General features: G+C 70.4%; 13 protein-coding genes, 1 tRNA gene and 1 other RNA gene. 3 read left to right on the top strand and 12 right to left on the bottom strand.

Annotated elements, in window-relative coordinates; translation table 11 throughout:
* Window positions 1-26: 26 nt before the first annotated feature.
* Window positions 27-102: transfer RNA gene (locus AS25_RS03125), tRNA-His, on the top strand.
* A 310-nt stretch (window positions 103-412) separates the two neighbouring features.
* Here the strand turns inward: AS25_RS03125 and yidD are convergent.
* Entirely contained in the window at window positions 413-724 is a 312-nt protein-coding gene (gene yidD / locus AS25_RS03120; protein ID WP_231885405.1) for a membrane protein insertion efficiency factor YidD, read from the bottom strand.
* 48 nt (window positions 725-772) lie between these two features.
* Window positions 773-1,957, bottom strand: a complete 1,185-nt coding sequence (locus AS25_RS03115) for a zinc-dependent alcohol dehydrogenase (RefSeq protein ID WP_035961330.1) — start codon at window positions 1,955-1,957, stop codon at window positions 773-775.
* An 86-nt stretch (window positions 1,958-2,043) separates the two neighbouring features.
* Between AS25_RS03115 and AS25_RS03110 the strand changes: the two genes are divergently transcribed.
* Complete coding sequence (locus AS25_RS03110) at window positions 2,044-2,979, top strand: SDR family NAD(P)-dependent oxidoreductase (RefSeq protein WP_035961325.1); 936 nt, start codon at window positions 2,044-2,046, stop codon at window positions 2,977-2,979.
* Between the two features lie 190 nt (window positions 2,980-3,169).
* Here the strand turns inward: AS25_RS03110 and AS25_RS03105 are convergent, their stop codons facing one another.
* The 7 genes from AS25_RS03105 to AS25_RS03075 all read right to left on the bottom strand — a co-directional run bounded on the left by AS25_RS03105 (window position 3,170) and on the right by AS25_RS03075 (window position 10,382).
* Window positions 3,170-4,399, bottom strand: coding sequence for an APC family permease (locus AS25_RS03105; protein WP_172644402.1), 1,230 nt, complete (start codon window positions 4,397-4,399; stop codon window positions 3,170-3,172).
* Window positions 4,400-4,532: 133 nt separating this feature from the next.
* Entirely contained in the window at window positions 4,533-5,441 is a 909-nt protein-coding gene (locus AS25_RS03100; RefSeq protein ID WP_035961317.1) for an SDR family oxidoreductase, read from the bottom strand.
* A gap of 84 nt (window positions 5,442-5,525) precedes the next feature.
* Window positions 5,526-6,179 carry a response regulator transcription factor gene (locus AS25_RS03095; protein WP_035961315.1) on the bottom strand — a complete coding sequence of 218 codons (654 nt, stop codon included), beginning with the start codon at window positions 6,177-6,179 and terminating at the stop codon, window positions 5,526-5,528.
* A gap of 21 nt (window positions 6,180-6,200) precedes the next feature.
* Window positions 6,201-7,046 (bottom strand): glycosyltransferase family 2 protein, encoded by an 846-nt coding sequence (locus tag AS25_RS03090; RefSeq protein ID WP_035961313.1) that lies wholly within the window; start codon window positions 7,044-7,046, stop codon window positions 6,201-6,203.
* Window positions 7,043-8,119, bottom strand: a complete 1,077-nt coding sequence (locus tag AS25_RS03085) for a glycosyltransferase (protein WP_035961311.1) — start codon at window positions 8,117-8,119, stop codon at window positions 7,043-7,045. Before AS25_RS03085 ends, AS25_RS03090 begins: the two co-directional genes overlap by 4 nt.
* Window positions 8,116-9,177 (bottom strand): glycosyltransferase family 4 protein, encoded by a 1,062-nt coding sequence (locus AS25_RS03080; protein ID WP_035961310.1) that lies wholly within the window; start codon window positions 9,175-9,177, stop codon window positions 8,116-8,118. Before AS25_RS03080 ends, AS25_RS03085 begins: the two co-directional genes overlap by 4 nt.
* On the bottom strand, window positions 9,174-10,382 hold the full coding sequence (locus AS25_RS03075; protein WP_084117971.1) for a glycosyltransferase family 4 protein: 1,209 nt from the start codon (window positions 10,380-10,382) through the stop codon (window positions 9,174-9,176). The genes AS25_RS03080 and AS25_RS03075 overlap by 4 nt, the downstream gene beginning before the upstream one ends.
* Before the next feature lie 125 nt (window positions 10,383-10,507).
* Between AS25_RS03075 and def the strand changes: the two genes are divergently transcribed.
* Window positions 10,508-11,077 carry a peptide deformylase gene (def, locus tag AS25_RS03070; protein ID WP_035961308.1) on the top strand — a complete coding sequence of 190 codons (570 nt, stop codon included), beginning with the start codon at window positions 10,508-10,510 and terminating at the stop codon, window positions 11,075-11,077.
* A 104-nt stretch (window positions 11,078-11,181) separates the two neighbouring features.
* Here def and AS25_RS03065 read toward each other — a convergent pair whose 3' ends face one another.
* From AS25_RS03065 to AS25_RS03060, 3 genes are all read right to left on the bottom strand, one after another.
* Window positions 11,182-11,958 (bottom strand): YaaA family protein, encoded by a 777-nt coding sequence (locus AS25_RS03065; RefSeq protein ID WP_035962273.1) that lies wholly within the window; start codon window positions 11,956-11,958, stop codon window positions 11,182-11,184.
* Window positions 11,959-11,972: 14 nt separating this feature from the next.
* An RNA gene (gene rnpB / locus AS25_RS13740) (RNase P RNA component class A) lies at window positions 11,973-12,351 on the bottom strand.
* Between the two features lie 140 nt (window positions 12,352-12,491).
* Entirely contained in the window at window positions 12,492-13,220 is a 729-nt protein-coding gene (locus tag AS25_RS03060) for a zinc ribbon domain-containing protein (RefSeq protein ID WP_035961307.1), read from the bottom strand.
* Between the last annotated feature and the right edge of the window lie 31 nt (window positions 13,221-13,251).

Raw genomic sequence — 13,251 nt, 5'->3', positions numbered from 1 at the left:
CGAACGGTTCTTCCACGGGTTCCATGGTGGGCGTAGCTCAGTCGGCAGAGCGCCTGGTTGTGGTCCAGGAGGTCGCGGGTTCAACCCCCGTCGCTCACCCCATGCACGAGGTGCGAACATCGATCGGTGTACCGGTCGGAGTTCGCACCTCGTTCTCGTTGGCGGGCCAGTCCGGCGTGACCTCGACCACCCGCTTCCCAGCGGACCGTCCGGCCCGGACACTCCCACCGCTGCGGCCATCCCCGCCACCCCGACCGCCGGCGCCCGCCGTCCAAATGCACAGTGGAGGAAGAGCAGCCTGGCGCGCGAATATCTGTTCTAACTCAGTAAAAGCACAGCCGGGGGCGGGCACCGCGAAGCCCCTCCTACCTCCGAGCGCGCCGCGAGGTGGGAGGGGCTTCGTCCATCTTTCTTAGAACCGGAACGGAATGGGGATGGGCCCGCAGCAGCAGACTCCGCTCACGTCGCCGCGGCCCGCGGGGCCGAGCATGAGTGCCGCCCGGTAGCAGGCCGCGAAACGGAGCATCGTGGGGATGATCCCTCGGATCACGCCGTACTGCGCAATGATGCCGCGCACCGCCGCGGAGCAGGACTGCCCGCCCCGTGCCACGAGATGCGCGCACGTGAATCCTTTACGCGGTGAGAGGTGGCGCTGGTATCCGCGGATGAGACGATCGACCCCACGGCGGGGTGCAGTGGCTACTCGAAGCAGTACGTCAGTCAAGGGCGACCGGCTCCTCTTCCCATGAGCATGATCGTGGTGTGCACAGGGTCATGGCTTGAGGACCACCTTGATGCAGCCGTCCTTCTTCTCCTGGAAGATCTTGTACATCTCCGGTGCGTCCTCCAAGGACACGTGGTGGGTGGCCAGTGACTCGAGGCCGAGGACGTCGTCCGGGCGGCTCGCGATCTCCAGCAGCTCATCGGTCCAGTGGCGCACGTGGCACTGGCCCATGCGCATGCTGATGCCCTTGTCGAACATCTCCATCATGGGCATGGGATCCGCCATTCCGCCGTACACGCCCGACGCCGAGACCGTGCCCGCGCGGCGCACGCTGTGGATCGCGGTGTGCAATGCGTCCAACCGGTCGATACCGGCCGTCTCGATGGCCTTGCGCCCGAGCGGCTTGGGCAGTCGCGCCGCACCGGCGACGATCTTCTCCGCAATGGGGTTGCCGTGCGCTTCCATGCCCACGGCATCCAGGACGCCGTCGGGGCCGCGCCCATCCGTCATGTCGACGAGCGTGTCGGAGACCTCGTCCACCTCACGCATGTCCACGGTCTCGATCCCCCAGCTCTTGGCCAGGGCGAGGCGCTCGTCCACACGGTCTACGGCGATGATCCGCTTGACGCCCTGCAGCTTGGCCGAACGCACCGCGAGCTGGCCCACGGGTCCGAGGCCCAGCACCGCGAGGGTGTCCTCTTCCCCCACGTTCGCGTACTTCACGCCCTGCCACGCGGTGGGCAGGATGTCGCTGAGGTAGAGGAAACGCTCGTCGTCGAAGTCCTTGGGCAGTTTCACGGGGCCGAAGTCCGCGTGCGGCACGCGCACCATCTCGGCCTGCCCGCCGGGCACGGAACCGTAGAGGGAGGAGAAACCGAACAGGGCGGCCCCGGTGCCCATCTCACGGACCTGCGTGGTCTCGCATGCCGCGAACAGCCCGCGGTCGCACATCCAGCAGTGACCGCACGCGATCACGAACGGGACGACCACCCGGTCCCCGGGACGCAGGCTGGAGACCCCGGACCCGACCTCCTCCACGATGCCCATGAACTCGTGACCCATCACGTAGTCCTTCTGCAGGTACGGGCCCAGCACGCCGTAGAGGTGCAGGTCCGAACCGCAGATCGCGGTGGACGTGACCCGCACGATGGCGTCGGTGGGATCCTGCAGGACGGGATCGGGGACGTTCTCGACCCGGACGTCGCCGAGTCCTTGCCATGTGAGTGCTCGCATCCAGCCAGTAAAGCACGATTACCCCGGCCGGGCACCACCCTTGCAGGGGGTCGAACCCGGGCGGCGCACCGCGTAGCGTGTCCCATATGACTGCATCGCATCAGGTTGCCCTCGTGGCCGGAGCCTCCCGTGGACTGGGGCTGCTCGTGGCCAAGGAACTTCTCTCGCGCGATTTCGACGTCGCCGTGTGCGCTCGCGACGCCGCCGAGCTGGCTCGCGCGCGCGAGATGCTGTCCCCGCTCGGTACGGTGCGCGACTACGTGTGCGACGTCGCCGAGGCGGACCAGGTCGAGGCCCTGGTGCGGGACGTGGAGCGCGATCTGGGACCCGTGGACGTGCTCATCACGGTCGCGGGCATCATCCAGGTGGGCTCGGTGGAGGGTGTCACGGTGGAGCAGTTTCGGGACGCCGTGACCACCATGACCATGGGTCCCGTGCACACCGCGCTCGCGGTGTTGCCCGGGATGCGCGAGCGGGGCCGCGGCAGGATTGGCACGATCGCGTCCGTGGGCGGGCTGGTCTCCGTCCCGCACCTGTTGCCGTACTGCACGGCCAAGTTCGGCGCCGTGGGCTTCAGCGAGGGTCTCGCGGCGTCCCTGTCGGGGACCGGCGTCACCGCCACGAGCATCGACCCCGGCCTCATGCGCACGGGCTCGCACGAGCGCGCCTACTTCACGGGCGAGACGCAGAACGAGTACGCGTGGTTCGCCCCGTCCGCATCCCTGCCGGTGTTGTCCATGAACGCCGACCGCGCGGCCCGCTTGATCGTGGACGGCGTGCTCGCGGGCCGCCCGATCGTGCTGCTGGGGTGGTTGCCCAAGGTCGCCCAGCGGGTCCGGGGGATCGCTCCCGGTCTCACGATCCGCGCGCTGGGCGTGGTCAACCGGGTGCTTCCGTCCGCCTCCCCCCAACAGACGGATCTCGTGGTGGGGGCCACCGCCAAGCAGCGCCTGGGATCCCGCGTGGTCAACGCCTTGAGCACGCTCGGCAGCAAGGCCGCACAGCGCAACAACGAGCGCTGAACGGACCGCCGTCGCCCGGCTCGTCGATTGGCTTAGTGCCGGACGACGGCGCTCACCTCGCCTTGAGCCGGAGGACGGCGTGGCGGGCCGCAGCGGCGTCGTTCGCGGCGATTGCGCAGCATAGCGGGCCGCGGCGGCGTCGTCTGCGACGGTTGCGCAGCATGGCGTGACGCCGCGACGACCCACCGGGTCAGCGGCGTCGAACCCTGACCAGCCGGTACACGATGCCGAGCGCCAGCACGAGAACGCCTCCCCCCACGGACGCGACCGGGAGCGTGACCACCAGGACGACGCACAGTGCCGCGCCCAGGGCGGACATCGCTCGCGGGTAGCGGCGATGCGGCCCGGTCTGCGTGAGGGCACTGAGGTTCGCCACGAGGTAGTACAGCAGCACCCCGAACGACGAAAAGCCCACCACACCGCGCACGTCCATCGTGAATACGGCGATCACGACCACCGCGGCCACGACGAGCTCGATGCGGCGCGGGACGCCGTGGCGCTCGTCGAGCACCGCGAGTGACGTGGGCAGGTCCGCCGTGCGGGCCATGGCCAGTCCGGTCCGTCCGATGCCCGCGGTGAGTCCCAACAGGGCACCCAGGGTGGCGGCCGCGGCGGCGATCGTGACCACGACCGTGGTCCACGGCCAGCCGGCGGCCGCGGCGAGGTCCGCGAGCGGCGTCGTCGTGCGGGAGAGGGCGTCGGGGCCAAGGACGTGGAGCGAGAGCACGGCGAGCACGCCGTAGATCACGAGGACCGCGCTCAGGGAGATGACGATGGCGCGCGGAATGGTGCGGGCGGGATCGCGCACTTCCTCCCCCATGGTGGCGATGCGCGCGTACCCGGCGAACGCGAAGAACAGCAGCCCACCGGCCTGCAGGACGCCGTACGCGCCGCCGGGCGGTGCGGCACCGACGAGGGACGCGGAGGGGCCGGGACCGGCGGAGAGCCCGGCCACGAGGACCGCGGCCAGGCCCACGAGCACGATGCCCACGAGCACCTTGGTGGCCGAGGACGTGCGCGTCACGCCGAAGCAGTTGACCGCGACGACGCCCAGCACCGCGAGGGCCGCGACGGGCCGTTGCCAGGGCTCGGGGACCACGTAGGCGGCGAAGGTCATGGCCATGGCCGCGCAGCTCGCGGTCTTACCGGTGAGGAAGCACCACCCGGCGAAGAACCCCGGCCAGGGCCCGAGGCGCTCGCGACCGTAGACGTAGCTGCCGCCGGCCACGGGGTATTGCGCCGCCAATTGGGCCGAGGACAGGGCATTGCACAGCGCGACCACCGCGGCCAGCACGAGGGCCAGCGGTAACCAGGCGCCGGCGGAGGCGGCGGCGGGTGCGAACACCACGAAGATGCCGGCGCCGATCATGGAACCGAGCCCGATGGTGACGGCGTCCGTCAGGCCGAGTCTGCGTTGCATGGCGGAAGGATTCGTCACGGGGCTCCCGGGGGTCACATCACGTGCCCATGACACGCCGGTGGGCGGGCCGCGTACTGCGTCCCGCCCACCGTGGTGTCATGTGCACTTATCTGCCGTGGCTCTCGAAGGTGGCTCAGAAGACGGGCTTGCCGCCGGTCACACCGATCACCGTGCCGGAGACGTAGGATGCCTCCGCCGGGCTGGCCAGGAACACGAACGCACCGGCCATCTCGGAGGGCTGTCCCGCGCGGCCGAGCGGGGTGTCCGACCCGAACTGGGGCATGCTCTCGCCGGCCTTGGTCGCGGGCTGCAGCGGGGTCCAGATGGGTCCGGGGGCCACGGCGTTGACGCGGATCCCCTTCTCCCCCAGCTCGCTGGCCAGGTTGACCGTGAAGTTGTTGATCGCGGCCTTGGTGGAGGCGTAGTCGATCAGGTTCTCGGACGGGTCGTAGGCCTGGATGGAGCTCACGTTGATGATCGAGGAACCACTCTTGAGGTACTTCAGCGCCTGCTGAGAGACCCAGAACAGGGCGTACAGGTTGGTCTTGAAGACGCGGTCCATCTCCTCGGTCTTCAGACCCTGCAGACCGCCGTCACGGCGGGCCCACTGGAAGCCCGCGTTGTTCACGAGGATGTCCAGGCCGCCGAGCTGCTCGGCGGCGTCGTCCACGACCTTGCGAGCGGTGGTTTCCTCGCGCAGATCGGCGGGCAACAGGACGGCCTTGCGGCCGGCCTTCTCGATCCACTGCTTGGTGTCCTGCGCGTCCGACTCTTCGTCCGAGAGGTAGTTGATGGCCACGTCCGCGCCCTCACGGGCGAACGCGATGGCCACCGCGCGGCCGATACCCGAATCGCCACCGGTCACGAGGGCCTTGAGGCCCTCGAGGCGACCGCGGCCCACCCAGTTCTCCTCACCGTGGTCCGGGAAGGGCTTCATGTCCGTGGACAGACCGGGCGGGGTCTGTTCCTGCTCGGGGAAACCGCCTTCTTCACCGGCGAGTTCCCGTGCTTTGTTGGCTGCTGCGTGCATTTCATCGGTCATGGTTCCATTGTGCCCCGCCGCACCCGGGCCTGTCGCCCACCCGGGAGGATGAATGCGCTGGTCGGTGCCGGATCACCGGGCGGATCAGACCGTGGTGGTGCGCTGCTGCTGGCCCGTGGGATCCATCCCGTGCTGGACGCCCCACAGGACGGCCTGGCTACGCCGCTCGACGCCCATCTTGCGGTAGGCGGAGCGGATGTAGGACTTCACGGAGTTGATGCTGAGGTAGCAGTTCCGGGCGATCTCGTCATTGGTGAAGCCCTGGGTGATCAGCGCGATCACCTCCGCCTCCCGTGCGGAGAGCCCTTCGGGGCGACCGGGCCAGTCGGGCAGCGTGATGTCCTCGTGCACGGGTTCGGGCGCCACCACGCGTTCCCCCTCGTGCACGCGCACGATAGCGTCCGCGAGTTCGTCCGCGGTGAGTTCCTTGGAGAGGTAGCCGTGCATGCCCAGGTCCAGGGCTTCGTCCACGTGCTCGGCACGCACGTGCCACGTGTACATCACGACCTTGAGGCAGTGGGGGTCGTCCAGCAGACGCATCACGTCGTGGGTGCCACGGTCCTTCGCGGCGAACGCGTCGTAGAGCACCACGTCCGCGTCCGTGTGCGGCAGGCATCCGGAGTCGAGTTCCACGACCCGCAAGCGGGGGTGGCCCTGCAGCATGCTCGCCACACCCTGGACGACCACGGGATAGTCGTTGATCAGGGCGAGGGTGATGACAGGGTGTTCGGAACTCACACCCCGAGCATAATAGTAAGCTCACGCATCATCGGTCGAACCCTGTTCGAGGACGTGCCAGTCCTCCCCCGTGCGTGTCAAGACCCCCCTGGCGTGCAGTTCTCGCAGCCACCCTTCCATGGGGTCGAATCCCCACGTGCGGCGGAAAAGGTTGGCGTTGCGGGCGATCGCCGCCGCGTGCTGGACGGGCGGCGACTGGGTGGGGTGGTACTGGTGGTACGCCGCGGCACCGCCGAGCCACCACAGGCTCCCCCCGGCCCTGGCCAGGCGCTGGCCGAAGTCCGTGTCCTCGCCCCCGTAGCCCACGTAGCGTTCGTCGAAACCGCCCGCGGCGTGCCACGTGCCCACGGTGGTCGCGATGGACAGCGACCACAGCATGCGCGGGTCGGCCTCGACCAGTTCCCCGGGCCCCGGCAGCACGCGGGCCGCGTGGTCGCGTCCCACGCGGGCCACGCCGTCGGCCGTGTAATCGGCCTCGGTCATCCCGTCCGGGAGGTATTGCACGCGCCCGCTCACCACGGCGCGGCGTCCCGCGAGCTGCGCGAGGGCGCGCGTGTAATCGGCCATCAGGTCACGGTGCGGGAGGCAGTCCACGTCCAGCAGCACCACGGTGTCCGCACCCAGCTCCTCCGCGCGCCCCACGCCGGCATTGCGGGCGGCGGCCAGGGGTAGCTCGGCGGTCGGTGGCAGTTCCACGAGCTCGGTGGGTAGTTCAGGGCGCCGTTCGAGCACCTCGCGGATCCCGGGGTCGCCCATGCTCACGACCACGTGGGTGATCGGGGGTTCGCTCTGCGCGGCCACCCAGTTCCGTTGCCGCCGCAGGTGGGTGTGCCGCCCGCTCACGATGGTGATCAGGGCGGCGGTCACGGGGTGTTCCCCGTCAACAGCTCCTCGAGCGCGCAGGCCGCACGATTTGCGCCGTCGCCGTGGCGCCACGCATCCCAGCGTGAGCCGCCGAGTTCCTGGGCGCGCGCGAGCAACCGGGGCCACGCGGCAGCGTCGGGCCAGTGCTGAAGGCCCACGCAGATGCCTGCGCGCTCGAGTGCGGCCGCCGTGGCCGCTTGCTCGTCGTGCGGTCGGGGTTGCGCGACGACGACGGCGCGCGCGTGCGCCGCGGACAGCTCCGCCACCGCGTTGTTGCCCCCGTGCGAGACGACGACGTCCGCCTCGTGCAGTTCGCGCCACAGGTCCGGGGACGGGTTCTCGGGCGATCGCACGGTCCACGTCCACCCGGGGGTTGCCGCACGTGCAGCCGCGATCTCCTCGTCCCCCACGGCGGTCCCGCCGCGGCCCCACACGACCAGCACGGTCTTGTCGCCGACGTCGCTCCCGGCGGACCCGCTCGTGCCTCGCGTTGCGCTGCCCTCACCGGAAGCCGACACACCGGACACGTGCGCGTCGGAGGCACGCTCACCGGGGACGTCCGGCACCCGCACGGGGACGTCGAAGCGGGAGATGGCCCCGGTGAACGTGGTCTTCCGGGTCCACTCCTCGGGCCAGTAGGTCTCCGCGGTCTCGCGGGACCACGGCGCGATCAGGGCGGTCGCGGCGTCGTAGGCCGCGCGATGGGTGCGGTCGGTGCGGTCGCCGCGCATGGCCATGACCACCGTGGGCACGCCCATCAGGCGCGCGAGCAGGGTGACCTCCGCGGAGGTGTCCGTGACCATGAGTTCCACGTCCGAGCGCAGACGCTCGGCCATGAGACCCATGCGTTCCCGGTATCCCTCGTGACCCAGCGGCGCCCAGTGCAGCACACCGTTGGCGGTGGGGTCCACCGGGTGCTCCGCGAGGTCCGGGGGCAGCTGGACCCACTCGCCGGGCCACTGCTCGGGGCGCTCCAGGGAACTGAACCCCGTCACGGGAACCGTGAGTTCACGGGCGATCTGCGTGGCCCGGTTGCGGTGGCCGAGGCCCTGGTGGTGGATGTAGTACCCGATCACGCGCGCACCAGTTCCCGGTACAGCGCGGCGTAGGCGTCCACGGTGACGTTGAGGGAACAGTGCTCGAGCGCGTAGCGGCGCACCGCTGCGCGGTCCAGGGCCACGACGCGTGGCAGCTCCGCGACCGCGGACGCCACGGTCTCCACCTCACTCGCCCCGGGCTGGGACGTGTGCCCACCGGGGTCGCGCACGATCTCGCTCAGTCCCCCGCGGGCCACGGCGAGCACGGGCGTGCCGCACGCCATGGCCTCCGCGGCCACGAGGCCGTAGGGCTCCTCCCACGCGGGCGTCACGAGGCTCGCGGCGCTGTTGCCCACCAGGGCGCGCAGCTGCTGCGTGTCCAGGTGACCCACGTAGGTGATGTCCTCGTTGAGCAACGGCTTCAGCCGCGCCTCGAAGTAGTGCCGGTCCGCGATGGGCCCGGCGATCCGCAGCTTCCAGCCGGCCTTGCTCGCGATCAGCGCCGCGATGTGCGGGGCCTTCTCCGGGACCACGCGCCCGGACCACACCAGGGCGTCACCGCCGGGTCCAGGCCGCCACTCGTGCGGGTCCACGCCGTTGCGGATCACGCGCGCGGGCGTGACCTTGCTCCACATCTGGGCCACCGAATCGCTCACGGCCACCGTGGGCGCCGTGGGCGTGAGGCGCAGCGCGGGTTCCAGCCACGGGGTGGCCGGGGTGTGAAGGGTGGTCAACAGGGGTTGCGGGATGGCCGGGGACATCACGATGGGCAGGAAGTGCAGGGAATTGTTGTGCACCACGTCGATGTCCGGGCGCCGTGCGAAGGCCCGCATGACCTGCAGGTACGAGAAGGTCTCCCGCACCTGCGCCTCCGGCGGCATGGCGACGTCGTTGCGCGCCTCGTCGCTGAGCACGAGCGGCTCCACGTCCAGTTCCTCGATCCCGAGCTCGGGGTCGGAGCCCGGCGCGGCGAAGACCACGACCTCCATCCCGCGGCGCATGAGCCCGCGGGCCAGGTGCCATGTGAAGGACTCGAGCCCCCCGGAGAACGGCGGGGCGATCGGGAACCGGTCGTGCGCGAGCAGTGCCACCTTCATGCGGCGTCCCCTTCCCCGGCCTCCCGGACCACGACGGCGCGGCGGTAGACCTCGGCGTGGGCGGCGGCGATGCGACGTCGTTGTTGGGTGCGTTCCAGGGAGCTCGCCTGCCACGGCGCGTTCCCGCGCAGACCCGCGAGCGCCTCCCGGATCTGGTCGGCGTTCGGCTGACCGTCCCGGTCCCAGTCGAAGCGCAGCACGCCCGGATGCTGTTCGTGGTAGAACCCCACGGACGGTGCCAGGACATGGGTGCCCAGGTCGTAGCACAGTTCGAGCCAACCGGAATGGGTGCCGAAGCGGTACGCGAGCACCGAGAGGTCGAGCCCGCGCAGGTACTCCCACAACTGCTCGTCGGTGTAGAACTCGTGGACGTTGACCTGAACGTTGGGTGTCCGACGCGCGGTCTCCAGGAGGTGTCCCACCACGGGGTCGTGGTGCGGGGTGCCCCGGGTGACCACGTCCGTGTGGACGTCCAGCCGCAACCGGATCTCCCCGCGGGCCGCGCATTCGAGCAGCACGCGCGCCACGGGCAGGGGGTTCATGTTGGCCCGCATGCTCTTGAGGTTGAGTCCCACCACGGGTACGGATCCCACGGGCGCGTGATCGCGCCACCGGTCCAGCGGGAGCAGGTGCGGGTGCGGGATGACCGTGGCCCGGCGGCCCCAGCGCCGCTCGATCACGCGTGCGGCGCCGTCGGTCAGGGTGATCAATTCGTCGGCGGACGGGATCAGCACGTCCAGGGCGGCGTCCTGGGCGGCGGGGTCCGCCTGGTGGGGGTTGCGCAGATCGTGCACCGTGTAGACGAACGGTTTGCCCAGCTCGTGCAGGGTGTCCACGATCCGTCGCAGCTCCGCGGGTGAGGTCTGGTCGAACCCGAAGTGCAGGTGGTAGATGTCGAACTCGTGCGCGTGCCGCCGGATCCAGGCCTCGCTCAGCATCACGAGGGGCCACCACGGAGCTCCGGGGACCGGGTGTGCGGGCGCGGGGTCCGGCAACCTGTGGACGGGCTGCACGGCGCCGGGGTCACTGAGGTGCTCGACGTACACGTGACCGTGGGGTAGGGACGCGACCCTCACTCGATGTGACCTCCTGCGCAGAACTGACGTGAACGGATGGGACGCCCGCTGGCTGTGCGGACCGGGAACGGCGCGGGATCCGGCGCCTGAACCGGTTGTGTGCACGGCCCCCGGCGACGATACACACATTACTGATGGTCAGGGACACGATATATTGTCCTCCGTCCGCCCGCCCTCCGCGCGGCCGCGCGGCGTGGGTCCAGGGACCACGCCCACATATGACGTCCACCCGTGAATCCCGAGGTGCTCTCCGCATGACCGTCCGTCCCATTGTGATCTCCGGTAACCCCGTGCTGCATCGCCCCGCGGCCCGGGTGACCACCTTCGACGACGCCCTGCGCGAGCTCGTGGCGGACATGCATGAGACCATGGACGCGTCCCACGGCGTGGGTCTGGCGGCGCCGCAGATCGGGGTGGGGCTGCGGATCTTCACCTACATCTTCGAGAACGAGGACGGTGTGCCCCCGCGCGGCACGCTCGTGAACCCCGTCCTGAGCACCGGGCGGATCTCCGAGACCGCCCCGGACCCGGACGACGAGGCCGAGGGATGCCTCTCGGTGCCCGGCCAGTCCTGGCCCCTCAAGCGGGCGGACTGGGTGCGGATCGCCGGGCAGGACGAGAACGGGGACCTCGTAGCGTTCGAGGCCAACGGCTGGTTCGCCCGGGTCATGCAGCACGAGTACGACCACCTGGACGGGAAGCTTTACGTGGACCGGCTCAACCGCAAGTGGTCCAAGAAGGCCCGCAAGGCCATCTCCGCGGAACAGTGGGGCACGGATTCGACGTGGCTGCCCGGTGTGGACGAGGACCCGTTCGGGCACTGACCCGCTGAGGGGATCCCGCATCACGGACGCGCCGTGGCGGCAGGCTCCCTCTCAGCGCCCTCGTCAGGCGAGCCAGTTGCTGCCCGTGGCTCAGCGCGGCTTGGTTACTGCGGATCCACCACGATCGTGAGCGTGCCCGCCTTGCGGGTCGTGGGTTCGGTCAGTTCCACCGTGAACCTCTCGGCCAGCGCCGCGCTCACCTGCTCCACGGTGTCCAGCGGACGCCCCGCTCCCCCGATCTCGCACAGCGCACGGGCCACGAGTCCCCGCGTGTGTTTGGCGTGATGTGACACCACGGACCGGTTCCCGTCCGGCTTGAGCTGCTCGACCCGTACCGTGACGGTCCGCGCGGCGGGAGGTTTCCACGCCGCGGCGTAGGCCGCCGAGCGACAGTCCACGATCACGCCGGCGGCGGCGAGCGCGTTCAGCACCGGGGTCAATCGCGGCTTCCACCACGCACCGAGCTTGCCGGTGTCCGGCAGCGCGGTCCCCATACTCAGGCGGTAGGCGGGGATGCGGTCGGTGGGTCGCACCGCGCCCCACAGTGCGGAGATCACGAGCAGCGACGCATCGGCGACCTCGCGGGCCTCGGGGGCGAGGGAGCTGACATCCAGCGCGTCGTAGAGCACCCCCGCATAGACGTCGGGGGTGGGCGCGGCAGGTGCGGTCGCGAGTTCACGGTTGCAGGCGACGTCGTCCGCGAGCGACGGCCCCACACCCAGGATCTCTAGGGCGTCCGGGCGTTCGCTGACCTCGGCGAGGTGCTCTGCCAACACTGCGCGATCACTTGAGAGCTCGGGGAAGCTGAGTTCGGCGGGCATGACGGGATTCCCGGTCGCGGGCGCGGTCTTGGACTCGGAGGGAGGCAGCAGAATCAGCACCCCACGAGTGTAGAGGGACAGGTGGGCCTGTGAGCCGGGTTCTGTGCCGCGGGCGGTTACCCGCACCGCGGTGACGACCATCCATCTAGACCGTGCGTTGCCGCACGGCTCGAGCAGCCTACCCGGACGCTCGGGCGAGCAGCCCTCGAACGCGCCCTGCATGGCCTTGCTCCGGACGGGGTTTACCGAGCCGCGCCGGTCACCCGGCGCGCTGGTGGTCTCTTACACCACCTTTTCACCCTGACCCGCTCGCGGCGGGCGGTCTGTTTTCTGTGGCACTGTCCTGCGGGTTACCCCGAGTGGGTGTTACCCACCGTCCTGCTCTTCGGAGCCCGGACTTTCCTCGAGACGCCGTCCTTCACGACGACGCCGCGCGGTCGCCCGGCCCACCTGTCCGCCGTCGATCCTACCGCGCCGCCGGGCCACCCGACGCTCAGCGCCTGGCACCTCTGGCGCGGGGCACCCGAGTCAATGCGAGCGGCCGATGAGGAGCGGGCCGCGCAGTTCAGGACCGGATGCGCGCGAACCCGGGCTCAGACCAGGAGCAGCGCGGAACACTCGGGGCACTGGGGCACGGTCTGCGCCGGAGTATTCGTCAGCGCCGCGGCGTCGGCGGGGCTCAACCGGGTGCCGCACGCCCCGCACGTTCCGTTCTCGAAGCGTGCGACGGCGATCCGGCCTCCCCCGCGGGCGGTGCGCAGGCCGTCGTAGCGGCTCAGCAGGGCGGGATCAGTGAACTCCGATACACGCGTGGAGCGCTCCGCGGTCAGCCGCGCGTGCTCCTTTTTGAGCCGGGAAAGCTCCGCATCCCGCTCGGCCACCGCCGCGCGGGCCTCGGCGTCCGCGGCGCGCAACAGGGGCAGCTTCCGGTCCCGGTCCGCGGTGACCTCCTCGGCGTGGTCCATGGCCTGCAACTGCGCGTCCTCGGCCCGTCCGCGCTGCGCGGTGAGGGTGTCGATCTCGTGCTGGATGCCCATGAGGTCCTTGGCGGAGCCGCCGTGGTTGAGCCGCTCGGTGTCCTTGTCGATCCGGTCCTGGACCCGGGTGACCTCCCGCTCCGCCTCGGCCACCGCCCGCTCGGCCTCCTGCTGGGCGGTCTCGAGGGCGCGGGCCGCCGCGATCGCCTGCGTCCGCCGGGCCATGAGGGAAGCCACCCGCTCGGAGGTCTGCAACTCCTTGGCCCGGGCCATCACGGTGAGCAACCGGGAGTCCACGGACTGGAGTTCCAACAGGGCGGGAAGGGCCGAGCGGGGCGAGGTCATGGCGTTCTCCTGGGGTGCGGCTGGTTGAGTG

The organism is Kocuria marina (assembly GCF_000786655.1).
Classification (GTDB): Bacteria; Actinomycetota; Actinomycetes; order Actinomycetales; family Micrococcaceae; genus Kocuria; species Kocuria marina_A.
The sequence above is the reverse complement of the archived record's forward strand: the minus strand, read 5'-3'. Positions and strand labels throughout refer to the sequence as shown.

What these genes read in the sequence shown, in the direction of transcription:
- AS25_RS03080 (WP_035961310.1), bottom strand. Translation starts at nt 9,177, where the DNA reads ATGAAGGTGGCACTGCTCGCGCACGACCGGTTCCCGATCGCCCCGCCG.
- AS25_RS03105 (WP_172644402.1), bottom strand. Translation starts at nt 4,399, where the DNA reads ATGCAACGCAGACTCGGCCTGACGGACGCCGTCACCATCGGGCTCGGT.
- def (WP_035961308.1), top strand. Translation starts at nt 10,508, where the DNA reads ATGACCGTCCGTCCCATTGTGATCTCCGGTAACCCCGTGCTGCATCGC.
- AS25_RS03075 (WP_084117971.1), bottom strand. Translation starts at nt 10,382, where the DNA reads ATGTGTGTATCGTCGCCGGGGGCCGTGCACACAACCGGTTCAGGCGCC.
- AS25_RS03060 (WP_035961307.1), bottom strand. Translation starts at nt 13,220, where the DNA reads ATGACCTCGCCCCGCTCGGCCCTTCCCGCCCTGTTGGAACTCCAGTCC.
- AS25_RS03100 (WP_035961317.1), bottom strand. Translation starts at nt 5,441, where the DNA reads ATGACCGATGAAATGCACGCAGCAGCCAACAAAGCACGGGAACTCGCC.
- AS25_RS03110 (WP_035961325.1), top strand. Translation starts at nt 2,044, where the DNA reads ATGACTGCATCGCATCAGGTTGCCCTCGTGGCCGGAGCCTCCCGTGGA.
- AS25_RS03115 (WP_035961330.1), bottom strand. Translation starts at nt 1,957, where the DNA reads ATGCGAGCACTCACATGGCAAGGACTCGGCGACGTCCGGGTCGAGAAC.